Raw genomic sequence first — 22,285 nt, forward strand, 5'->3', positions numbered from 1 at the left:
GGCAGCCGTTCAGGCACCAGCCCCGCGCCTGAATGCTGCAGCCTGCGTCCACGCAATCTCGACACAATCTCGACCGAGTCTCCATCAACGGTCGCTAGCCTCGTCGGCCTCGCCGACTGCCCGCCTGCCGTGTCCCTTTCCCATCCAGACCTGCCACCCATCGATGTGCGCCGTGCCTACCTGGCGTGGTGTGCGCCTTCGCCGTGGTTGATCGCCGTCGTGTTGGCATCGACCACCAGCTGGATGCTGGCCGCGTCGGATCCGTTACCCCCGCTGCTGGCGGGCTTCGGGGCCGCCGCCCTGGTGGGGTTCCGCAGCGATGGGCCCGGTGGCACCGGCCGTTCCGGCGCTCTCGCGTCGCTGGCGCTGATTGGTCTGGCGGTCTGGGCGGCAACGCACCCGGTCGCCGACGTCACCCTGCATCTACTGGTCGCCCTTGCCACTCTCGCGATCGTCGCCCTGCTGGCACTGCGCCTGCGCGCCATCCTGGGCATGGCCTCGCGGCTGCAGGCCCGGGTAAACACCACCCCCATGGCATCGCGCTGGAGCAAGCTGCCGGCGGCGGTGTCCACCCTGGTGCTGCAGCAGCTGCGCGGCCCAGGTGCAGTGGAACCCAGCCTGCAGCGCACGCTGGTGCTGGCCACCCTGGCCTGGGCTGCCAACGAAGAGGCGCAGGACATGCAGTGCCGACGATGACCCTGCCCCAGATCCCGCCCTTGCCCACCCTTGCCCCGAACCCGCATCACGCAATGAACGATCTCCGTACCCGACAGGCACCCTTGGTGCTGATTGCCGAAGATGAGGGCGAAATCGCCGACATCCTCAGTGCCTACCTGGCCCGTTCCGGCCTGCGCAGCGCCCGCGCCGCCGACGGGGAGGCGGCACTCGCCAGCCACCGCCAACTGCGTCCGGACCTGGTGCTGCTGGATGTGCAGATGCCAAAACTGGATGGCTGGCAGGTGCTGAGCGAACTGCGACGGATCGGCAACACCCCGGTCATCATGCTCACTGCGCTCGACCAGGACGTGGACAAGCTGACCGGGCTGCGCGTGGGCGCCGACGACTACGTGGCCAAGCCATTCAATCCGGCCGAGATCGTCGCCCGCATCCAGGCCGTGCTGCGCCGGAGTTCCCGGACCGTGGTCGAAGCGCCCAACGGACTGATCCGCCAAGGGCCCTTCGAGATCGACCTGCGCAGCCACGAGGTGACCGTGCGCCATGGCGAGCAGGTGCACGAACTGAACTTCACCCTCACCGAGTTCCGGCTGCTGGTGCACATGGCGCGTGCGCCACGGCAGGTACATGCGCGGGCCGATCTCCTGCATGCCTGCCTGCCCGAGGGCGACGCGCAGGAACGCACCGTCGACAGCCATGTCAGCAAACTGCGGCGCAAGCTGGAGGATGTCGGCGTGATCGGCATTCCCGCCACCATCCGCGGCGTCGGCTACCGCTTCCTGGACTGAATGATGAACCCCAAAGGCAAGAGCATCGGACGCCAGATCACGCTGTCCATCACGGTGGCCTCGCTGTGTTCGACGGTGCTGTCGATCAGCGGCTTCTACCTGTTCTATTACCTCATGGAGGTGTTCTATCCGCGCTGGTACGACGAGCCGGAAACGATCATGCCGTCCGGGCTGGAATGGCTGTGGATCGGATTGACCGCCACCGTGGTCGTCATCTTCGCCACGCTGGTCGCCTCGCGCCTGACCCGGCGCATCATCACGCCGTTGAACTCGGTGGCCGAAAGCCTGCGCCGGGTCGCCAGTGGCGATCTGGAAGCGCGTGCACGCGGTGGTGATACCACGATGGCCGAAGCGGCCACGCTGGTCAGCGATTTCAACTCCATGGCAGAACGGCTGAGCCGGATGTCCGAGAACCGGGTGTTCTGGAACGCGGCGATCGCGCATGAACTGCGCACGCCGATGACCATCCTGCGCGGCCGCCTGCAGGGCATCGCCGAAGGCGTGTTCGAGCCGGGGCCTGAGCAGTTCAACAGCATGCTTACCCAGCTGGAAGGCCTGACCCGCATCATCGAGGACCTGCGCGTGGTCAGCCTGGCCGAGAGTGGCCACCTGGATCTGCGCCTGCAGCGCAGCGATGTCAGCGTGCAGGTGGCCGCAGTGGTGGAAGCCATGTCCGAGGCACTGAACGAAAGCGGGTTCTCGGTAACGCTGGACGCACGGCCGTCGCTGGCGGATTGCGATCCTGCACGCATCCGCCAGGCGGTGCTGGCGCTGCTGGAGAACGCGCGTCGCCATGCCATTCCCTGCCCGCTGCGGGTGTACGTGACGCTGGCCGAAGGCCATTGCACCGTCACGGTGGAAGATGGCGGCCCCGGTGTGCCGGACGACCTTCGCGACAGCATCTTCGAAGCCTTCCAGCGCACGGATGTTTCCCGCTCGCGGCAGAGTGGTGGCTCCGGGCTTGGCCTGGCCGTGGTGCGTGCGATTGCCGTGGCCCATCACGGAACAGCGCTATGCCGGGCCACCGAACGTGGTGGCAGTGCCTTCGAAATCCGCTGGCCGGTGCATGCCCGCCGTTGAGGCGGTAGACACTGCCCTGGTAGCGGCCCACCTTGGTGGGCATTTGCATCGCTGAACGGCGCCGGTTTCTCCACGCAATCTCCATCGTCCCTCCATGCCTTCTCCAAAGGGTTGCAGATACTGGGCGCGATCCGGGAGATGGCAGGCATCCGTCCCCTGCCCTGACTCCGACCCACCCAGGCACCCGCATGAAACCCCCACACGATCCGGCGGCCGCCGCCGGCAGCATCGGCCAACAGAACGCGGCCGCCACCCTCAAGGCCATCCTGCGCACCTACCCGTGGCAGCTCACCGGCACGTTCTCGCTGGTGGCGCTGGAGAACGCGCTGCTGCTGGCGTATCCGCTGTTTGCCGGCTTCGCGGTGGACGCGATCATCCGCGGCGACATCGGCCACGCCATCTCCTACGCCGGCGTGGTGCTGTTGTTCTGGCTGGTCGGTGCCGCCCGCCGTGCGGTCGATACCCGTACCTTCACCCGCATCTATGCCGACCTGGCGGTGAATGTGGTACAGGCACAGCGCAGGCTGGGCCACGCCACCTCCACCTCGGCCGCACGCGTGGTGCTGGCCCGCGAGTTCGTCGACTTCTTCGAGAAGCACGTGCCGATCATCGCCACCGCGCTGGTATCGATGTTCGGTGCGGCGGTGATGCTGCTGGTGATCGAACCGCTGGTGGGCGCAGCGAGCCTGATCGCGCTGCTTGGCGCAGTGTTGCTGATGCCGTCGTTCGCACGCCGCAACGAGCAGCTGCATGGGCGGCTGAACAACCGGCTGGAACATGAAATCCGACTGGTTGACCGGGTCAGCCCCTCGGTGTTGCGTCGCCACTACACCACGCTGTCGCGGCTGCGCATCCTGCTCTCCGATCGCGAAGCGGGTGCCTTCGTGGTCGTTGGCGCAGCGGCAGCGGTACTGTTCGCGCTCACCATCGGCCGTCTCGCCACCACCGATGGGGTTACCCCGGGCCATGTGTATGCAGTGATGACCTATCTGTGGACGTTCGTCGGCAGCCTGGATGATGCACCGTCGATGGTGGATCAGCTGGCGCGGTTGAAGGACATCGGCCGCCGCGTCAGCCCCGGCATGGAAGATGCGGAGCACAAGGACGCCGCTTGACCGGTAGATGCCCACCTTGGTGGGCAACGATGTATCGCGGCGCCAACCAAGGTTGGCGACTACCGGGGCAACGGTGCCAACCAGGATTTGCGGTTACCTCGCGGAAGGACATCGGCCGCCGCGTCAGCCCGGGCATGGAAGATGCGGAGCGCAAGGATGTCGCTTGACCGGTAGATGCCCACCTTGGTGGGCACCGACACATCGCGGCGCCAACCAAGGTTGGCGACTACCGGGGCAACGGTGCCAACCAGGATTGGCGGTTACCTCGCGGAAGGACATCGGCCGCCGCGTCAGCCCCGGCATGGAGGATGCGGAGCGCAAGGACGCCGCGTGACCGGTAGATGCCCACCTTGGTGGGCAACGATGTATCGCGGCGCCAACCAAGGTTGGCGACTACCGGGGCAACGGTGCCAACCAGGATTGGCGGTTACCTCGCCGAAGGACATCGGCCGCCGCATCAGCCCGGGCATGGAAGATGCGGAGCGCAAGGATGCCGCTTGACCGGTAGATGCCCACCTTGGTGGGCAACGATGTATCGCGGCGCCAACCAAGGTTGGCGACTACCGGGGCAACGGTGCCAACCAGGATTGGCGGTTACCTCGCGCCTGCCGTGCGCCCGCACATCGCCAATGCACCGATGATCAACGCTTCCATGCTGCGGTCGAACTCGGCCTCCTGCGCCTTCCGATCCAGCGGGCGTCGCGTGGTATCCACCACCGCATGGCGTGAGTACACGGTGTCGGCCAACGCCACGGCGTGATAGGCCACGGTCGACAGCAGCCACGCCGCCTGCTCGAGCGGCAGATCATGCACGCGGCTGAATTCGGCATGGTGGCGCTGGATGCGCGCCAGCATCTCCGGTGTCTTCGCGCCGTGGCTGACCAGGAACGGCGCCAGGCCCGGATTCCCGTCCACCAGCGTCCGCAGTGAACGTTGGAACGCACGCAGATCCTCCTCGATGCTGCGCCGGCCAGCGGCATCCAGTGCCGGTGCCTGCCAACGCTCGAAGATCGCCTCGGCCACCAGCTCGCGCAGTGCCGCCAGATTCGCCACATGCTTGTACAGCGCGATGTGGCTGACCCCCAACGCCGCCGCCACGCCCACGAAGCTCAGCCCCGGCAGCGTCATGGCAATGCCGGCGTCGGCGATGCGCTCGCGGGTGATGGTGGGCGGTCGCCCACGGGCAGCGGTCTTTTTCGGTGCAGCCATGCGGTAACGGTTCCTGCGCGGTGCGCGGGCAAGGGCCGTCATGGTGGTCCGCAGCGACGCCGTGGTCAACGCGTCGCTGCGGTCCGTGGACAGGCCCCGGTTGCGGCACGATCAATTTAGTTTACTATGATGTAACTAATTCGCATTTGCAGTGTCCAGGATCGTTGTCGATGTCCGCGTCCCCCACTTCAATCACCCCGGCCGGGCCGCTGCGCGGCGCCGACCATGATCGCGGCCTGCAGGCGCTGCAGGTCCAGGTGGTCGCGGTTGCACAGCCGTGCGCCAGCCTGCTGCGCCTCGTGGTCCAGCTGCCGGAACATGCAGAACTCGCGCCCTGGCAGCGTGCCAACACCGCCGTGCGCATCCAGCTCGGCGCCACGTTCGGCGATGTGTCACGGATCTACACCGTGCGCAGCCTCGATCCCAACACCCGCCAGTTCACCCTGGACGTAGTGCTGCACGAGGCGCCGGGGCCGATGCTGGCCTGGGTACGTGCGCTGCGCCCCGGTGATGCCTTCGATCTGACCGGACCGCGCCACCATCTGCAGGTACCGCAGCGCGAGGGCACCTGCGCCCTCCTGTTCGCCGACCCAAGCGCCATCCCTGCCCTGTTTGCATTGCTGCAGCAGTGGCCGGCCGACCTGCGCGCAGAGGCCTGGATCGCCTCGGATGATGCATTCCCGGTAGACGAACTGCCCGCCATTGAAGGTGTCCGCGTGCTCCGCCTCGCCACCGGTGACGTGCCGTTGCTGCAGCAGGCGCGCCAACTGCGGCCGGAACCCGGCAGCACGGTCTGGGCGGCCGGCGAGCGCGAGGAAATGCGTGCCCTGCGCCGCCACTTCATCGAAACGGTCGGCCTGCCACGCGCCGACGTTGCCGTGGCCGGCTACTGGAAACGTGGCGAGACCACCACCGAGACCGACCAGCGTCGCCGCCGCAACTACGAGCGCGTGCTGGCACGCGGCGGTGGCCTGCAGGACCTCGACGACCTCGCCGACGATATCTGATCCACCCCGCAGTATCCGCGCCCCGCGCTTCGTTCCACCCAGCCACAGATCGCCCACGCACCTCGCGTGCAGCACTGCCACAGCGGCAGTGCCGTGCCCTCTGCCAGCCATTCCACAGCCCGCGTCGTCCTGCCCCTGCAGGTCACAGACGGCGCCGTGCTGGCCGATCGCACGACCCACCACACGAGAACCGCCATGTCCCTCCCCCTGCGAACCCTGCCCCTCCCACGCCGCTCGGCGCTGTCCCTGGCCGCCCGTGCGGCGTTGCTGCCCACCCTGCTGATCGCCACCGCCGCACACGCCAACGATGCACCCGATGGCGCCCGCCAGTTGCCCACCGTGAACGTGCGCGCCGACAAGACCGCACCCACCGATACCTACGCCGGCGGCCAGGTCACGCGCGGCAGCGGCGTCGGCCTGCTCGGCGAGCTCGACTTCATGGACACGCCGTTCAACACCACCCGCTACACCGCCGACTTCATCGACAACATCCAGGCGCCGGACCTGGTGCGGGTCATCGCACTGACCGACCCCAGCGTCTACAGCAGTGGCTCCAGCGGTGGCATCACCGACTACTTCAACGTCCGCGGTTTCGGTGTCGCCTCGTCGGATATCGGCTTTGGTGGCCTGTACGGGCTGATCCCCTACTACCGCGTCACTCCCGAACTGGCCGAGAGCATCGAAGTGCTGAAGGGCCCGTCCGCGCTGCTCAACGGCATGCCGCCCGGTGGCTCGGTGGGCGGTGCGGTTAACGTGGTACCCAAGCGTGCAGGCGACACGCCGCTGACCCGCTTCACCGCCAGCTACGGCAGCGACGCGCAGTGGGGCGGTCACCTGGATGTCGGCCGCCGCTTCGGCGCGGACAAGCAGTTCGGCGTACGCCTCAATGCCGTGCATCGCGACGGCGACACCGCCACCGACCACCAGCAGCACAAGACGCAGCTCGCATCGCTCGGCCTGGACTGGCGTGGTGAGCGCTCGCAGGTGTCGCTGGACCTGTTCAGCAGCCGCGACCATGTGGATGGCCTCAACCGTGGCGCCTCGCTGGCGCCCGGCCTGGCCGTGCCCCGCCCGCCGAAAGCCAGCACCCTGTTTGCACCGGACTGGACCTTCAGCACCGTCAAGGACCAGGCCGCCGCACTGCGCTGGTCGTTCGACATCAATGACTACCTGCAGGCGCATGCCAGCTACGGCCACGGCCATACCGATTTCGACTCCATCGCCAGTGCCACCACGCTGATCACCAACACCGCCGGCGACTTCCGCAACAACTTCGCCCACCAACGCTTCATCTACAGCAAGGACACCACCGAAGCCGGATTGTCGGCGCGTTTCCGCACCGGCGCGGTCGATCACGCGCTGGCGATCAGTGCAGCCTGGTACCAGCACGACCAGAAGTTCGGCTTCAAGCGCAACCTGCTGGCCCGCGATTGGGTAACCAATATCTACACCCCGCAGTGGGGCCCTGCCATCGACCGCAGCTTCAGTGATGCGTCGCTGCCGAAGACCGCGGAAGTGCGCACCACCAGCTTCGGCATCGCCGATACGCTGTCCTTCATCGATGATCGTGTGCAGCTGACCCTGGGCATCCGTCACCAGACCGTGCTCAGCGATACCTTCGATGGCGGCACAGGCAAGCGCACCGCACGCTACGACGCCAGCGCCAACACCCCGGCCGGTGCACTGCTGTTCAAGGCCAGCGACCGCCTGTCACTGTATGCCAATTACATCGAAGGCCTGAGCCAGGGCAGCACCGCCCCGGCAACCGCCGCCAACGCGGGCGACGTGTTCCCGCCGTTCAAGACCCGCCAGCGCGAGGTCGGTGCCAAGTTCGACTTCGGCCGCTTGGCCAGCGCATTGAGCGTGTACGAGATCGAAAAGCCCAGCTCCTACACCGACCCGGCGACCAACGTGTTCTCGTTCGGAGGCCAGCAACGCAACCGGGGCGTGGAATGGACCGTGTTCGGCCAGGCCACCGAACAGCTGCGCGTGCTCGGTGGCATCGGCTGGCTGCAGCCGAAGCTGACCCGTACCCAGGGCGGCGTCAACGAAGGTCGGTTGGCGACGGCCACACCGCAATGGCAGGGCAAGCTCGGCGTCGAATGGGACGTGCCGACCGTGGCCGGCCTCACCCTCACCGGCAACGCGGTCAGCCTGTCCAAGGGCTACATCACTGCTGACAACAGCCAGTGGGTGGCGGGCCGCACCGTGTTCGATCTCGGTGCCCGCTATGCGACGCAAGCGGCCGGCCATCCGCTGGTACTGCGTGCCACCGTGCAGAACGTGACCAACAAGGCGTACTGGGCGGGCAGCCTCGGCTCGGGGCTGGGTACGCCACGCACCGCCCTGCTGTCGGCCACCATCGATTTCTGATCCTCGTTTCAAGGGCGCCGCGCCATTGCGCGTGGTGCCCTGGAGAAGTGCTTTGACCGTTTCCCGTACCGCCTCCGTGCTGACCTGGCTGCCCCTGGTCTCACGCATCATCGCCGCGTTGTTCGGCGGCTATGTGCTGGCCGCGCTGTGCAGCATCGCCGCACTGACGCTGCCCATTGATGGTCGCCAGGCCGTGTTCACCGGCATGCTGGCCAGCTTCCTGTTGTACGCCGGCGCCGTGGTCTGGGTGTTCGCGGTGCGCTCGGCGTGGCGTGCGTGGCTGGGCCTGATCGTCGCGGCGTTGCCCTTGTGGTTGATCGCACAGACGGTCGGCAACGGAGGCGCTGCATGAGCAAGGTCGATCGCACTCCGAAGCCACGCGGCATCCGCCAGACCATGTCCGACCTGCATATCTGGGTGGGGCTGCTGGCCGGATGGATCCTGTACGCGATGTTCCTCACCGGCACCGCCAGCTACTTCCGCGACGAGCTCTCGCGCTACACCCGCCCGGAAATCGCCACACCGTCCGTGTTGCCGGACGCCGCTGTGGTTGCGCAGCGTACCGTCACGGCGATCATGGCCGACACGCCTGCGGCCAGCCAGATCAACCTCAGCCTGCCGAGCACGCGCATGCCGTGGGTGTCGGCGATGTGGGCCAGCCCGGGCGGGCGTGGCCGGCATGGCTTCGACTCGGGCCTGTTCGACGCCAGCACCGGTGCACCGCTGCAGGCACGTGACACCGGCGGCGGTGACTTCTTCTACGCCTTCCATTTCAATCTGCACTACATGCCAGCCATGTGGGGTCGCTGGATCGTCGGCCTGTGCGCGATGTTCATGCTGGTGGCGATCGTCAGCGGCGTGATCACCCACAAGAAGATCTTCGCCGACTTCTTCACCTTCCGTTGGGGCAAGGGCCAGCGCTCATGGCTGGATGGGCATGCGGCGCTGTCGGTACTCGGCCTGCCGTTCCACTTCATGATCACCTGGAGCGGCCTGGTGATGCTGGCGGTACTGTACATGCCGTGGGGCCTGGCCAAGCTGCCGGACAAGCGCCAGCAGGCCGAGGTCGTCAGCGAGATGCGCCTGTTCCTGCCACCGCAGAAGGCCGCCGGCCACCCTGCTCCGCTCACCAACGTCGGTGCACTGGTGCAGCAGGCCGAGCAGCGCTGGGGAGCCGGCGCGGTGGGCAGCGTGCAGGTGCAGAATCCCGGCGACGAGAACGCACGCGTGGCCGTGGTGCGTGCGCAGTCCAGCCGTGTTTCGACCACCCCGAACTATCTGCTGTTCGACGGCAGCGGTGGGCAGCTGCTGCAGATCAAGGAACACTCGGGCGTTGCCGCCGATACCCAGGGCGTGCTGTATGGCCTGCACCTGGGCCGCTTCGCCGATGCCGCCCTGCGCTGGCTGTACTTCATCGTCAGCCTGGCCGGCACCGCCATGGTCGGCACCGGGCTGGTGCTATGGACGGTCAAGCGCCGCGCGCAGCTGCCTGATCCGCAGCGCCCCTACTTCGGCTTCCGCCTGGTCGAGCGTCTCAACATCGCCACCGTCGCCGGCTTGTCGGTGGCGATGGCGGCCTATCTATGGGCCAACCGCCTGCTGCCCATCACCATGGACGGGCGCGCGGCGTGGGAGGTGCATGTGTTCTTCCTGACCTGGGCGGCCATGTTCGTGCACGCCACGCTGCGCACACCGAAGCGTGCATGGATCGAACAGTTCCTGCTGGCGGCGTTGCTGCTGGCGCTGCTGCCGGTGCTGACTGCGGTGACCACGCTGCATCCGCTGTGGCGCACGCTGGCCGCGGGCGACTGGGCATTCGCTGGCACCGACCTGACCCTACTGGCATTGGCCGCCCTGCACACGCTGCTGGCGTGGCGCACCTGGCGGCATGCGCCGAAGGTGAAGCGTGCACGGCCGTCTGCCGCGCCACGCACTGCGGCACCGGAGGCCAGTGCATGATCCACGTCATTCTGTTCGTGTTGTCGCTGGCCGCGTTCGCCTGCCTGGCACTGGCGATGGAGCGCCATCAGCGGGACGTGTTGCGTCGTGCGTTGAGCGCGCAGGCAACCCAGCAGCTGCGGGCCATAGGTTGGGCGCTGCTGGTGTTCAGCACCGTGTTTGCCATGCGCGGGTTGGGCGTGGGTTCTGGTCTGGCTGCGCTGTCCGGTCACACCAGCGTTGCCGCGGGCGTGGTGGTGTTGGTGATGGTGGCGCATGGGCGGTGGAATCGGTAGATGCCCACCTTGGTGGGCACCGATACACCACGGCGCCAACCAAGGTTGGCGACTACCGGGCCTTAGGAGCGTTGCTTCGGTAGATGCCCACCTTGGTGGGCGCCGATGGAAGCCAGCGCCAACCAAGGTTGGCGACTACCGGGCCTTAGGAGCGTTGCTCTGGTAGATGCCCACCTTGGTGGGCACCGATGGAAGCCAGCGCCAACCAAGGTTGGCGACTACCGGGCCTGCGCGGCGTTGCTTTGGTAGATGCCCACCTTGGTGGGCACCGGGAGCGATAGGCACCCATGCGCCGCTCGGCGCTACAGGAACTCCGCCATGCGCTGCAGTTCGTCTTCAAGCGCGCCGCGAAACACCTTGTCGCGGGCCAGTGACTTGCCGGCGTAGCCCACGCTGGACGCCAGTTCACCGTCGCGTACGCTGAGATTGGCCCAGCCCACCACCTGGTCGTGCCACAGCACCGGCAGCGCGTAGTAGCCGTACTGGCGCTTCGGCGCAGGCGTGTAGGCCTCGAACTTGTAGACCCAGCCCCACAGCAGCTCGAAGCGGCGGCGGTCCCACACCACCGGGTCGAACGGGGCCAGCAGGCGCACCTGATCGTCCGGCACATGCCGGCGCGAGCGCGGGTTTTCGTCGGCCGGCCAGTACCAGGTGGTGCCGTCCAGCGTGCAGCTGGCCAGCTGTTGCTTGGCCAGCTTCAACGCCTGCCGGGTCTGCTCGGCCAGATGTGGCGCGCCGTAGCCCAGCAGGCGCACCAGGTAGGTCAGGCTGGCCGATGGCAGCGGCGCGTACTTGCGTACCACCAGGTCGATCAGGGCGGCGGCGCGTTCGATCTGCGCCTGCTCGCTGGCATCCGCCTCGGCGTGGTCGGCAACCGCATAGATGCGGGTGCCGCTGTCGCGCCGCTTCACCCGCAACAGCCCGCGGTAGTGCATGCCCTCCAGCAGGTGCGTGCTGGCATTGCTGGTGCCGCCCCAGTAGTTGGTCACCCGACCATGCGCGAACGCCTGGTCGACCTCACGCGGATGCACGCTGCCACGCTCGCGCACGAAGGCCAGTACGTCCGCCGCGCGGCGCTGGGTTTCGGCATCCCATTCGCGCTTGGACACGCGCGGGTGCATCAGCGCCAGATGTTCGCGCGGCAGGAAGCCGTAGTTCACCAGGCAATCCTCTTCCACTGGCAGGCGCGCATAACGCCGCTCCAGATCACCGGCACGGTAGTCCTTCACCCGATGGCGCAGGGTCAGGTCCTGCGCACGCGCGGGCGCACGGATCGGATCGGCCTGCACGAAGCCCAGGCGACGGATCGCGGTCAGCAGCGTGGTGGGTTTGAACAGCGTGCGCGCCACCGCGTAGCGGCGCAGATCATCGAGGGTGGGTGTGGCAGGCATGGCTGCATTGTAGATCCACGCCATGCGTGGATGGGGCCGTGGGGAGCCGTGCAACGGCATCCACGCATGGCGTGGATCTACCGAAGTTCCAACACCTCCAGCGAACCGATCACCAGCGCACGCATGCCCTGCTTGAACTCGGTGATCACCTGGCCCTCTTCGTCGTCGGCAATCCCGTAGACCGTATTCGCACCGGCAATGCAGTAGAACGCGATCGTGGCCAGCAGCCAGCGCGCCTTGTCCAGCGGCAGGCCGAACACCTCGGCCACATGGGCCTGGTGCGAGGCGATCTTCTCCAGCATCGGCGTGGTCGCCACCGAACGACGCAGCAGGTACGGCGGCAGCCCGGGGTGCGCTTTCACCACTTCGCACAGCGAATCCACGAACCCCAGCAGGTAAGCCTGCAGACCGCCCGGTGCATCGGCCGACGCTCGCGGAATCTGCCAGCGCTGGAACACCGTGTCGGCCACCAGCCGCTTCAAGGCCTCCAGATTGGCCACGCGCTTGTAGACCGCGGCCTGGGTCACCGCCAGCTCGGCGGCCACGTTGGCCATGGTCAGGTTCGGCAGGCCCAGCTTGATGCCGATGTCGGCCAGACGATCAGGGGTGATGGTGGGCGGACGGCCACGGGCCGACGCCGGGGTTTCAGGGTGCATGTTCATACCGTAGCGAGGGTGCCAGCAAAGGGACCCTCTTGTCCGCTTCATATGGTTTAGTTTAATTTACTCAACTAATTCGGAATGCGTGTGGTTCGCAACACCGCCGCCGTCCGCGATCGAGCCCATGGCTCACTTCCCGCCAGGTCCCCACCCAGCCGACAACCCTGCGCTGCGCCCTCTCCCGTGCTTGCCGATGGCAGCGCGCCAGGCGCGTTCGCACCTGCGATTCACAGGAATCTGGCATGACCGTGTACGACCTTCCCTCTCCGCTGCTACGCGCAGCTGCTGATCCGACCCGCGTGTTGATGCTCCCGCCGGGCATGGCCCGGCGCTACCAGAGCACCCCCAATGCGCGTAGCGGCCAGACGCAGGCGCTGGGCATCCGGATGTCGGCCCTGGCACTGGGCCTGCTGGCATCGTTTGCCGCGCTGGCCGAATCGGCGCCGTCCACCCTGCCCTCGGTGCAAGTGCAGGAACAGCGCCGGGTGACCGGTGACTATGCCGGCGGACAGGTAGCCTCCGGCAGCCGTGTCGGCCTGCTCGGCGACAAGGACTTCATGGACACGCCGTTCAGTACCGTTAGCTACACCGAAGCCTTCATCCGCGACCGCCAGGCCAAGGACCTCACCGACGTCATCGCCGCCACCGACCCCACGGTGTTCAGCAACGGCGTCACCGGTTCCTGGAGCGAGAACTACGCCATCCGCGGCTTCGCTTCCAGCACCAGCGACACCACGTTCAACGGCCTCAGCGGCATGGCACCTTACTACCGCACCTCGCCGGAAATGTTCGAGCGCATCGAGGTCTTGAAGGGCCCGTCCGCCCTGCTCAACGGCATGCCGCCGGGCGGCTCGGTTGGTGGCAGCGTCAACCTGGTACCCAAGCGTGCCGGTGAGCAGCCGTTGCTGCGGATCAGCGCCAACTTCGCCTCCGATGCGCAGTTCGGCACCCATGTGGATGTAGGCCGCCGTCTGGGCGCCGACAAGCAGTTCGGCATCCGCTTCAACGGCGCTTACCGTGATGGCGACGGTGCAGTGGGCAAGCAGAGCAAGAAGGTGCAGCTAGGCTCGCTGGCGCTGGATTGGCGCGGCGAGCGCGCCCGCCTGTCCGCCGATCTGTACAGCGCCGACGACCGCGTCGATGGCCCAGCCCGTGGTGTCGGCCTGGCACCGGGCGTGGCAATTCCGCGGCCGCCGCGTGGCGACACCCTGATCAACCCGGATTGGGCCTACGTGGACAGCCAGGACAAGGGCGCGATGCTGCGTGGCGAGCTGGACATCAACGAACACCTGATGGCCTACCTGGCCTACGGCACCAGCAAGACCGACTACCGCTACAACGGCTCGATCAGCGCGCAGATACTCAACCCGGCCGGTGACTTCACTACCGTGATCGGCCAGCTGGCGTTCGACATCAAGAAGCAGTCAGGTGATGCCGGCCTGGGCGGCAGCTTCCGTACCGGCAGCGTCGGCCACCAATGGGCCGCCAACGTGACCCACTACCAGCACACCCAGAACGACTACGGCCGCCGCAGCGTGCCGGGCTGGGACTGGACCACCAACCTGTACCACCCGGTGTGGGGGCCGGCCGCGCCGTTCGTGGCCCCGCACATCTCGCACACCGAGCTGCAGCTGGACAGCATCGGCTTCGCCGACACCTTGTCCTTCGCCGATGACCGCGTGCAGCTGACCGTAGGCGTGCGTCGGCAGCAGGTGGTCAGCGAAACTTTCAACGTGGCTAGTGGCGTACGCACCTCACGCTATGACGAGAGCGCCACCACCCCTGCCGCCGCGTTGCTGGTGAAGGCCACCGATACGCTTTCGATCTACACCAACTACATCGAAGGCCTAAGCCAGGGCGCCACCGCGCCGATGACCGCCGCCAATGCCGGCGATGTGTTCGCACCATTCCGCACCAAGCAGAAGGAGCTGGGCCTGAAACTGGACCTGGGCAGCTTCGCGCACACCTTCAGCGTGTACGAGATCAAGCGCCCAAGCAGCTACACCGACCCGGTTACGAATATCTTCTCGTTCGGTGGCGAACAGCGGAACCGTGGCGTGGAATGGGGCTTCTTCGGCTCACCACTGGATGGCGTGCGCCTGCTGGGTGGCGTGGCCTACGTGCAGCCCAAGCTGACCCGCACGGCCGGTGGTGTGAACGAAGGCCGCAATGCTACCGCCGTTGCGCAACGCCAGGCGAAGCTGGGCGTTGAATGGGATGTGCCGGCGCTGGAGGGCTTGACCCTGACCGGCAATGCCACCGCGATGTCGAAACAGTACATCAGTGCCGACAACAGTCTGTCGGTGCCGGGGCGCACGCTGTTTGATGTGGGTGCGCGCTACAGCACCACGGTGGCCGGACGACCGCTTGCCCTGAGAGCGAGCGTGAACAACGTGGCCAACAAGGCGTATTGGGGCATGCCGTTGTTGTCCAGCCTGGCGCTGGGTGCACCGAGGACGGTGCTGTTGTCGGCCACGATGGATTTCTGACGGTTCACGATGACTCCATGACAGTCTGGCCCGGCGAACGCCGGGCCAGCTGCTGGAACCCGGCGCTTCAACAGGCGCGAACGCCCAGCAACTCGTCCAGCATGAGAAAGCGACTGCGACGGCTGAGCAGACGGTCCAGGAAGATGCCGATCCCCGAGCCGCCCATGCCGTAGTCATTGCAGATCCGGTAGTGCGCCGGTCCAGCGAATGCGACACCGCCCTCACAGTCGAGTGCGTGCGGCAGGATCGCCTCGGCTTGGTAGTACGCCGCATTGCTGAAGCGCTCGTCCTGCAGCAAGCAGGCCAGATCCAGCAGGTACTCGCCGAACCCGGCATTGCCGCTGTCCTGCCAGATCTTGTTGGTGATCCGCGGGCGCACGGAATGTGCGCAGTCCAGCGCAACATCACGGAACCGCTCGGTGCCTGTGGCGACGTAATGGCGCAGGCATGCCATTCCGACGCCTGCCGAGCCAAAGCGGGTGTGCGGGCTCGCCGGCGCGCCGGCGGCGCCTTCAACATGCGTCGGCCAGACCAGTCTGCCTGCAATGCGAAGACCATGGGCGATATCGAAATCCAACGCCTCGGCCGCGGCCGCCAGGTAACGTCTGTCCCCGGTCACCTTGCCGAGATAGGTCAGGAACAGCGCGATGCCGCTTTGGCCGTCTCCCAGCCCCAGGCCCGTGCGGTCGCCGGCTTTCCAGTAGCGGCCCTGTGGGGCGCGTTGCCCAGCCGCCAGCAGCGTGTCACCGATCCGCGCGGCCACGGCAAGATGGGTCGGATCGCCCAGGCCCTGCCAGGCGTGCAGGTTCAACAGTCCCACTCCGGCTGCACCAAAGTACAGCCCAGGCAGCAGGAGCGCAGATGCATCCTCATTGACCTCATCCAGCAGGCGATGCGCCGCCTCGTGCCGGCCCGCGCAGATCAGCAGCAATGCGACACCACCACGACCGGAATACAGCCCCGAGGGGCAGCGCTGCGGTGTGGCTGCATTCTCGATCCAGTCAAGCACCCCTGGGGCCAGCGTGCCGGTGCGGCGCAGCAGGAAGAACGCAACACCGGTCGCTCCGAACTGGAGCGATACCGGATTGGTCATGAACATCTGCAGCCCTGCAGGCCACAGCCGGTCGGCGCGCGAAAGGTCACAGGTGGATGAAAGGTAGCGCTCGTAGCCTTCAAGCACAGCCGCAATCCGCGTTTCGGTCTGCGCGGCGGCCGGCGGTGCCGCGAGCAGCGCTGACCGTGTCGGGAACATCAACACGCCTGACTGCGGAGAGGGTGCCGTACGCAGGTGCCGCAGTGCACGGCCAATGTCCCAGCGCTGGCCGGGATCCTGATGCGTCAGTCCTACCACGATATCGTGCAGATCCATCGGCAGACCCAGATCGCCCAGCACCTGCTTGAATTTGTGCTCCAGCAGCGCGTCACGGGACAGATCCAGTCCGGACGCACAGAAGGTGATCATGTCGAAGATCAGCGCACCCAATGCATGGTGATCTTCCTGCACGGTCGGCCGCTGCGCCTGCAGCTGCTCCTGCGACGCGTAGCCGGGTGTCCAGCCCTTGGCCCAGTGAGAGTCGTGGCCGATCTCGTGTGCGAACTCCAGATCGATGAACTTCACCTCGCCGGCAGCGGTGAACATGACGTTGCTGCGGGTCAGGTCACGCAGCACCACGCCATGCTCGTGCACCACCTGCAACGCCTCGGCGATCTGGCTGATTCTGCGGCGGAAACGCTCGAATCCGTCGCAGGCACGTTGTTCGTCCTCCGCGAAGTAGAACGCCATCGCACTGTCCCACAGCGAGATCGCATCCAGTTGTTCCTGCACCAGGAACCAGTTGTTCCATTCCTTGAACAGTTCCACGAACACCGGCACCAGGCCGGTTGCCGACAGCTTCTGCAGAATTCTGGCCTCGCGCTTGATGCCATTGACCATGCCATTGACCAGCTCGGCGCCATCCGCATCCGAGAAGCCGCGCACCTCCCGGATGACCACCTTCTGCCCGGTCGTGGTATCGCGCCCACGATAGATGCCACCGGTGCCGTTGAATTTCAGTACACCATGGACCTGGTAGCGGCCATTGAGAACGATGGGGCCTGCCGGCGTCGGCGCTGCGGCAGCGGCAACGAATGGATCGTCGACCCCGGGCGGCAGCCGGAAACCGGCACCACGTACATCCTCGTGCCAGGTACCGTCGGCCAGCAGGTAGCCCTGCTGCAGGCTGCCGTAGGGATCGGGCCGCGAAACACCCGCGTGGGCCCCGTACCGGTAGTAGACGACAGTGCTGTCACGGTATGCGCGATCGGTAAGGACATGAGGCCCGGAAAGACCTTGCGTCACCTGGTACAGGCGCTCGAGAAGTTCCTGGAACTGTTGCCGGTCCCGCGGATAGATCGTGATGAACTTTCCAGCCTGGAAACGCGACCATCCCTTTCCGAGCGAGAGTCCAAGCATGAAGGGATCCGAACAGAACTTGAAGGAAACACCGGCTTCAACGACGACCGGTGTCATCACGGCCAACGTCTGTTCGGCATTCTCCGGAATGCAGGAAAGATGGATCTTCCACCCATGCGGAAGGGCAACATCCTGCGGGGGTCGGCAGAAGGTCCAGAACCCCCGCGGTTGCACTCCCCATCCAGACGGCAGGCAGCTGCGGACAACCGCCCCGTACTCGTCGCTGGGTGCGTAACGATCCGGGGACTCGAAATGCACACTGTCAACCAGCGTGTACAGGCGCGCGGTCACGTCACTCACTGCCAACCTCCTTGTCCAACGGTTACATACACTCCGTACGCGTGGTCCGCAGTCAAACTGCACCGCCCACCCGGGTGGACGGTGCAGAAACTCCTGCGCCGCGAAACCCTGCCTCCAACGCGACAGCCCGTGCCCCGTGGCAGTCAGGATCGGCCGGCTCCCAGTGGCTTACGCCTTGTCGGAGCCTTCATCGATGCCCAGTCCCGAGCTGTACCAGGACAGGCAGACCACACACTCAGCTTCAGCTTCCAGCGACTCGATTTCCAGCGACTGCAGGGCAAGTACGTTGTTCATTCTTCACTTCCTTATTTTGTTGGGAGATGAACACTGCTGAACACGGCGTCATAATCGATCCTCATTAACGCCGCTTGAAACTTATAAGCGCCCCTCCAATTGCTGTCAAACGCGAACGCAGCAATCACATGCGCTCATTCCTGCTAACGATGGCCCGTCCAGCTGCTTCAACTGAACATCCACGCGAACACCGCCAGCACCGCCAGATGCCCCACGTAGTACCCGTAGAACGCCCACCGCCAGCGCGGCAGTTGCCAGGTCACCCGCGCCGCCAGCAGCACTACCGGAATGGCCAGCAGTGCCCAGCCGTTGTGGTTAGCCCAGCACACCGCTGCAAGCCCAACCAGCAACAGCCACCACGCCCGGTGCCGGAACGCGATCCAGGCCAGCAGCACGCTGCCAACCCCGGCCCACTGGTAATCCACGAACATCGGCAACACGCCGGCGGCCAGCAACAGCTGCACCGGCCGATTGTTCGCCAGCGCATGCACGGCCACTGCCGCAAAAGCAAAGGTGAGCAGGATGTTGAGCGGCAACCAGGAACCGAACGCCAGTGCATGCAATGGCTGCGCAATCAGCCCCCATAGTGTTAACCGGCGTATCGACTTGCGCAGGTCGGCCCCCGGCTGGGCCAGGTTGCAGGCCATCACAATTGCGAACAGCGGAAAGGCGATGCGCCCCAGTTCACTGACCACCAGCACATAGCCGCCGAACAGCACCTTGGCCCCATGGTCGCCGGTCATGGCCAGCAGCGCGATCCACTTCAGCAGCTCGCGCGCGCCGCTGCTGAGGACAGGGTCGAAGGTGAACATCCGTGTCGGGGTCGCTTGCATCATCGAAGCTTATGCGCATCGGCAAGCGCATTTCCATCACCGGGCAGGCAACCAACGCTGCCGGGTGCCACGGGCGGGGGTATGCTGGCTGCCCCTGCTTGTGAGACACGCCCCATGCGCACCCTGTATCCCGCCATCGAGCCCTACCGCGAGTTCACCCTGCCAGTGAGCGATCTGCACACCCTGCACATCGAGGAATGCGGCACGCCCGACGGGATTCCGGTGGTGTACCTGCATGGCGGACCGGGTGCCGGCATTTCGCCCACCCATCGCCGCTTCTTCGACCCGGCACGCTACCGCATCGTGCTGATCGACCAGCGTGGCAGCGGACGCTCCACACCGTTCGGCGAGCTGCGCGACAACACCACGCAGGACCTGGTGGCCGACATCGAGAAGGTGCGCGAGCACCTCGGCATCGAGCGTTGGCTGGTCTATGGCGGTTCCTGGGGCTCGACCCTGTCGCTGGCCTACGCGCAGGCACACCCCGAGCGTGCCACCGGCCTGATCGTGCGCGGCGTTTTCTTGGGCCGCGAGATGGAGAACCGCTGGTTCGCCGAGGCCAACGGCGGTGCGCGCTGGATCTTCCCGGAGCGCTGGGATCGCTACGAGGCCTACATTCCAGAAGCCGAGCGTGGCGACATGATTGCGGCCTACTGGGCGCGCATGGACGGCCCGGATGAGGCGACCCGCATCGAAGCCGCGCAGGCCTGGCTGGGCTGGGAAGACAACGCCGCCACCCTGCAGCACGACGTGGATGCTGTTTCCACGGATGACCCGCTGGACACGCTGGCCAAGGCCCGCATCGAAGCGCACTACTTCCGCAACGGCATCTTCCTGGAACCGGACCAACTGCTGCGCGACATCGACCGCATCCGCCATCTGCCCGGCGTGATCGTGCAGGGCCGCTACGACATCATCTGCCCGCCGCGCAGTGCCTGGGAGCTGGCCAAGGCGTGGCCAGAAGCCAGGCTGGAGATGGTGACCTCGGGCCACAGCGCAAACGAGCCGGCGACGGTAGATGCACTAGTGCGCGCCACGGATGCGTTTGCTGACAGGTTCTAAGACACGGGGTAGTGCCGGCCGCTGGCCGGCATCCCAGCGATTGCAGGTAGAGTCGACTAACTGTGTAAACCCACCACGTTGTTCAGTGGAATTCTGGAAATAGGTGGCTGGCAGCCGATCCCCATGTGGGGTCGGTGCCAGTTGTAGTGGTACAGCCAGGCCGGCAGCGCTCCATCCCGCTCATCGGAGCAGGAATAGGCACGGGCGTAGGCCCATTCGCGCAGGCTGGTCTGGATGAAGCGTTCGGCCTTGCCGTTGGTTCTGGGTGTGTAGGGTTTCGTGCGCAGATGGTGCATCCCCAGCTCCTTCACGGTTCGGGCGAATTGGTTGGAGCGATAGCAGGCTCCGTTGTCGGTCAGTACTCGCTCGAAGTGGATGCCTAAGTTTCGGTAGTACTCCACGGTCTGGCGCAAGGCCAAGCAGGCCGTGTCTGCTGTCTCATTAGGATGTACGGTGCTGAAGGCGACTCGGGAGTGGTCGTCAATGGCGACGTGGACGTAGCTCCAGCCACCGCCGCCGGCGTTGCCGCGCCGGTTGGCATCTACCCGGTGCCCGGGCCGTTTGAAGTTGCCGAGCTTCTTCACGTCCAGATGGAGCAGGCCGCCAGGCGCATCGTACTCGTAACGATTGGCTGGCCTGGGAGGTTCCATACGACACAGACGATTGAGTCCGCAGCGGCGCATCAGCCGCGAAATGGTGCTGGACGGGACGCCCGTGGCCTGGCTGATCGTGCGGTAGGTCTGCCGCTCGCGCCGACGTGCCGCAACGTCTTCCACAGTCTCCAAGCTGGTGGCATGCGGCGTGGAGCGCGGCCTGGAGCTACGGTTCTGCAACCCTTCAGTGCCCTCAGCCCGGAACCGGGCCAGCCACTTGTAGGCCGTGCGCACGCTAACGCCGCAGGCCTGAGCAGCTTCCTCGGCGCGCAGGCCCTCTACAACAATGCGGCGGACAAGAAGCTCTCGACTAAATGGCGTCAAACGGGCATTTTTATGGTGGTTCATCCGGGCTCTTTGGCGACTGGACAGGTGTGGTAACCACCATTTTCCAAAGATGCCCCGGATGAACAACCTACCGAGAGATCACAACTAACAGTCAACTCTACCCAGTCGCTCGACGCACCTGTCACGGATCGGCGTCGAACAGCACGGTCATGTTTCCCTCCCAGTGTGACCCCGGCGACCGGAGCATCTCAGCCACCGCCTCGCGACCCGCGGTGAAACGAAGGGACGAACGTCGGTCCCTGATGTAGCCCTCAGATGTGAATCGTGGTGCACGCGTGTCATCGGGTACCAATCGCGTGTTCTGCGCAGCGCTTCCATCTCGTAGATTTCGCATGCCGGGTAGCGTCATATCCACTTCTACTGGCACGAGCCCACCAGCCCGCCCCTCGCGGATCCCACACTGTCCCTCCACCTCATGCTCGCAGCGCAGCTTCACGCTGAAATCCATGGATGAGGTCAGATGGAAGGGCAACTCGTGACGTAGACGCTCAGGCGCATGGCCATGATTTATCCAGCGTGACCAGCCACCTTCTGGAATCAGTTGAGCGCGCAGATCCTGTCCAGGAATGCGCAACTGAAAATCGTGAATCACATCAAAAGCGAACTTCAGACGGATGTAGCGAATGCCCGTGATGTTGTCGCCGAGATCGATATCCGAACTTTCTCCTCCGGCGGTCCACGTTTCGGTCGCGGCGTAGCGGCCGTCCTGAAGTGTCGCTGCACTGGGCAGGTGTACGTCAATCCCGATTCCGACATTGCGATACACATAGGTGCGCCCATTGCGTGCGCGTGTGCTGTAACAGGCCTGAGGATTCTGCGGGTCACGCACCCCCCAGCCCCCTGTCGACCATCCCAATCCACCTGCGCCGCGAATCGCGGTGCAGCCACCACTTACTCCGTAATACCAGGGATCCACCCCATTGGTGAAATTCAGTCGCAGCGAGATGGCGACGAAACTGATCTGGGCCTGGAATGAATGACCGGAATCGACATTGGTGAACGTCACCAGCCTCGGGGACGGGAAGCGCACATAGGTAGTATCGCGTCGTGCCGCATTGTCTCCAGCACCGCTCTTTCGCCAGTATTCGCGATTGCCCAGGTCGAAGATATAGGCGTTGCGTCGCTGGCATTCCGTGGGGCGCCAGGTGCAGAAGCTTCCGCGAGGCGTGGTGTTCTCGAACTCGGTATTGCCTGGGTCCAGAGCGTTTGGCCGAAAACGGCCGGTTACATTGACCTCCACCGTCTGTGCGGACACCCGGGGTACCCATACCGACGAAAGAAGGACGAGAAGAGCGGCGATGATCTTCAAATTGGTAGACCTCG

The 22,285-nt window shown here is 65.7% G+C and carries 19 protein-coding genes; 11 read left to right on the forward strand and 8 right to left on the reverse strand.

Features of this window, described 5'->3' with window-relative positions; genetic code table 11:
- Positions 1-129: 129 nt before the first annotated feature.
- From ACZK13_RS11370 to ACZK13_RS11385, 4 genes are all read left to right on the forward strand, one after another.
- A complete protein-coding gene (locus ACZK13_RS11370; protein ID WP_253143203.1) occupies positions 130-696 on the forward strand; it encodes a hypothetical protein in 567 nt (188 codons plus the stop codon).
- Positions 693-1,463 (forward strand): response regulator, encoded by a 771-nt coding sequence (locus ACZK13_RS11375; protein ID WP_430541927.1) that lies wholly within the window; start codon positions 693-695, stop codon positions 1,461-1,463. The genes ACZK13_RS11370 and ACZK13_RS11375 overlap by 4 nt, the downstream gene beginning before the upstream one ends.
- A gap of 3 nt (positions 1,464-1,466) precedes the next feature.
- The gene (locus ACZK13_RS11380; RefSeq protein ID WP_253143205.1) at positions 1,467-2,543 is read left to right on the forward strand and encodes an ATP-binding protein; all 1,077 of its coding nucleotides are present in this window, start codon (positions 1,467-1,469) and stop codon (positions 2,541-2,543) included.
- A gap of 188 nt (positions 2,544-2,731) precedes the next feature.
- Positions 2,732-3,658, forward strand: coding sequence for an ABC transporter six-transmembrane domain-containing protein (locus tag ACZK13_RS11385; protein WP_006369083.1), 927 nt, complete (start codon positions 2,732-2,734; stop codon positions 3,656-3,658).
- Positions 3,659-4,252: 594 nt separating this feature from the next.
- Here the strand turns inward: ACZK13_RS11385 and ACZK13_RS11390 are convergent.
- Positions 4,253-4,867, reverse strand: coding sequence for a TetR/AcrR family transcriptional regulator (locus tag ACZK13_RS11390; RefSeq protein WP_125894821.1), 615 nt, complete (start codon positions 4,865-4,867; stop codon positions 4,253-4,255).
- A gap of 170 nt (positions 4,868-5,037) precedes the next feature.
- Between ACZK13_RS11390 and ACZK13_RS11395 the strand changes: the two genes are divergently transcribed.
- The 5 genes from ACZK13_RS11395 (at position 5,038) to ACZK13_RS11415 (ending at position 10,481) form a co-directional block, all read left to right on the forward strand.
- On the forward strand, positions 5,038-5,874 hold the full coding sequence (locus ACZK13_RS11395; RefSeq protein WP_197615913.1) for a siderophore-interacting protein: 837 nt from the start codon (positions 5,038-5,040) through the stop codon (positions 5,872-5,874).
- Between the two features lie 195 nt (positions 5,875-6,069).
- A complete protein-coding gene (locus ACZK13_RS11400) occupies positions 6,070-8,247 on the forward strand; it encodes a TonB-dependent receptor (protein WP_253143206.1) in 2,178 nt (725 codons plus the stop codon).
- 52 nt (positions 8,248-8,299) lie between these two features.
- Complete coding sequence (locus tag ACZK13_RS11405) at positions 8,300-8,599, forward strand: DUF3649 domain-containing protein (RefSeq protein ID WP_197615915.1); 300 nt, start codon at positions 8,300-8,302, stop codon at positions 8,597-8,599.
- The gene (locus ACZK13_RS11410; protein WP_478481662.1) at positions 8,596-10,206 is read left to right on the forward strand and encodes a PepSY-associated TM helix domain-containing protein; all 1,611 of its coding nucleotides are present in this window, start codon (positions 8,596-8,598) and stop codon (positions 10,204-10,206) included. The genes ACZK13_RS11405 and ACZK13_RS11410 overlap by 4 nt, the downstream gene beginning before the upstream one ends.
- Positions 10,203-10,481: a DUF3325 domain-containing protein gene (locus ACZK13_RS11415; protein WP_478444667.1), complete on the forward strand. Its 279-nt coding sequence runs from the start codon at positions 10,203-10,205 to the stop codon at positions 10,479-10,481. Before ACZK13_RS11410 ends, ACZK13_RS11415 begins: the two co-directional genes overlap by 4 nt.
- A gap of 302 nt (positions 10,482-10,783) precedes the next feature.
- On the opposite strand, the gene ACZK13_RS11420 is transcribed toward ACZK13_RS11415, so the two are convergent.
- Entirely contained in the window at positions 10,784-11,872 is a 1,089-nt protein-coding gene (locus ACZK13_RS11420; RefSeq protein WP_478444668.1) for a DNA glycosylase AlkZ-like family protein, read from the reverse strand.
- Positions 11,873-11,949: 77 nt separating this feature from the next.
- Positions 11,950-12,534: a TetR/AcrR family transcriptional regulator gene (locus ACZK13_RS11425; RefSeq protein WP_478444669.1), complete on the reverse strand. Its 585-nt coding sequence runs from the start codon at positions 12,532-12,534 to the stop codon at positions 11,950-11,952.
- A 239-nt stretch (positions 12,535-12,773) separates the two neighbouring features.
- Here ACZK13_RS11425 and ACZK13_RS11430 point away from each other — a divergent pair, with 239 nt between their 5' ends.
- Complete coding sequence (locus ACZK13_RS11430; protein WP_253143211.1) at positions 12,774-15,020, forward strand: TonB-dependent receptor; 2,247 nt, start codon at positions 12,774-12,776, stop codon at positions 15,018-15,020.
- Between the two features lie 67 nt (positions 15,021-15,087).
- On the opposite strand, the gene ACZK13_RS11435 is transcribed toward ACZK13_RS11430, so the two are convergent.
- From ACZK13_RS11435 to ACZK13_RS11445, 3 genes are all read right to left on the reverse strand, one after another.
- Positions 15,088-17,772, reverse strand: a complete 2,685-nt coding sequence (locus ACZK13_RS11435; protein WP_253143212.1) for a class III lanthionine synthetase LanKC N-terminal domain-containing protein — start codon at positions 17,770-17,772, stop codon at positions 15,088-15,090.
- Between the two features lie 168 nt (positions 17,773-17,940).
- Positions 17,941-18,066 (reverse strand): hypothetical protein, encoded by a 126-nt coding sequence (locus tag ACZK13_RS11440; protein ID WP_012511180.1) that lies wholly within the window; start codon positions 18,064-18,066, stop codon positions 17,941-17,943.
- A 167-nt stretch (positions 18,067-18,233) separates the two neighbouring features.
- On the reverse strand, positions 18,234-18,899 hold the full coding sequence (locus ACZK13_RS11445) for a TraX family protein (protein ID WP_253143213.1): 666 nt from the start codon (positions 18,897-18,899) through the stop codon (positions 18,234-18,236).
- Positions 18,900-19,013: 114 nt separating this feature from the next.
- Here ACZK13_RS11445 and pip point away from each other — a divergent pair, with 114 nt between their 5' ends.
- Positions 19,014-19,961: a prolyl aminopeptidase gene (gene pip, locus ACZK13_RS11450; RefSeq protein ID WP_253143214.1), complete on the forward strand. Its 948-nt coding sequence runs from the start codon at positions 19,014-19,016 to the stop codon at positions 19,959-19,961.
- Between the two features lie 56 nt (positions 19,962-20,017).
- Here pip and ACZK13_RS11455 read toward each other — a convergent pair whose 3' ends face one another.
- On the reverse strand, positions 20,018-20,962 hold the full coding sequence (locus tag ACZK13_RS11455; RefSeq protein WP_253143215.1) for an IS481 family transposase: 945 nt from the start codon (positions 20,960-20,962) through the stop codon (positions 20,018-20,020).
- Between the two features lie 121 nt (positions 20,963-21,083).
- Positions 21,084-22,271, reverse strand: coding sequence for a hypothetical protein (locus ACZK13_RS11460; protein WP_253143216.1), 1,188 nt, complete (start codon positions 22,269-22,271; stop codon positions 21,084-21,086).
- Positions 22,272-22,285: the final 14 nt, after the last annotated feature.

Source organism: Stenotrophomonas sp. 99219_Sma, assembly GCF_056480785.1.

Coding starts and splice junctions, on each gene's coding strand:
- ACZK13_RS11375 (WP_430541927.1), top strand. CDS start 693: ATGACCCTGCCCCAGATCCCGCCCTTGCCCACCCTTGCCCCGAACCCG.
- ACZK13_RS11380 (WP_253143205.1), top strand. CDS start 1,467: ATGAACCCCAAAGGCAAGAGCATCGGACGCCAGATCACGCTGTCCATC.
- ACZK13_RS11385 (WP_006369083.1), top strand. CDS start 2,732: ATGAAACCCCCACACGATCCGGCGGCCGCCGCCGGCAGCATCGGCCAA.
- ACZK13_RS11390 (WP_125894821.1), bottom strand. CDS start 4,867: ATGGCTGCACCGAAAAAGACCGCTGCCCGTGGGCGACCGCCCACCATC.
- ACZK13_RS11395 (WP_197615913.1), top strand. CDS start 5,038: ATGTCCGCGTCCCCCACTTCAATCACCCCGGCCGGGCCGCTGCGCGGC.
- ACZK13_RS11400 (WP_253143206.1), top strand. CDS start 6,070: ATGTCCCTCCCCCTGCGAACCCTGCCCCTCCCACGCCGCTCGGCGCTG.
- ACZK13_RS11410 (WP_478481662.1), top strand. CDS start 8,596: ATGAGCAAGGTCGATCGCACTCCGAAGCCACGCGGCATCCGCCAGACC.
- ACZK13_RS11415 (WP_478444667.1), top strand. CDS start 10,203: ATGATCCACGTCATTCTGTTCGTGTTGTCGCTGGCCGCGTTCGCCTGC.
- ACZK13_RS11420 (WP_478444668.1), bottom strand. CDS start 11,872: ATGCCTGCCACACCCACCCTCGATGATCTGCGCCGCTACGCGGTGGCG.
- ACZK13_RS11425 (WP_478444669.1), bottom strand. CDS start 12,534: ATGAACATGCACCCTGAAACCCCGGCGTCGGCCCGTGGCCGTCCGCCC.
- ACZK13_RS11430 (WP_253143211.1), top strand. CDS start 12,774: ATGACCGTGTACGACCTTCCCTCTCCGCTGCTACGCGCAGCTGCTGAT.
- ACZK13_RS11440 (WP_012511180.1), bottom strand. CDS start 18,066: ATGAACAACGTACTTGCCCTGCAGTCGCTGGAAATCGAGTCGCTGGAA.
- ACZK13_RS11445 (WP_253143213.1), bottom strand. CDS start 18,899: ATGCAAGCGACCCCGACACGGATGTTCACCTTCGACCCTGTCCTCAGC.
- pip (WP_253143214.1), top strand. CDS start 19,014: ATGCGCACCCTGTATCCCGCCATCGAGCCCTACCGCGAGTTCACCCTG.
- ACZK13_RS11455 (WP_253143215.1), bottom strand. CDS start 20,962: ATGAACCACCATAAAAATGCCCGTTTGACGCCATTTAGTCGAGAGCTT.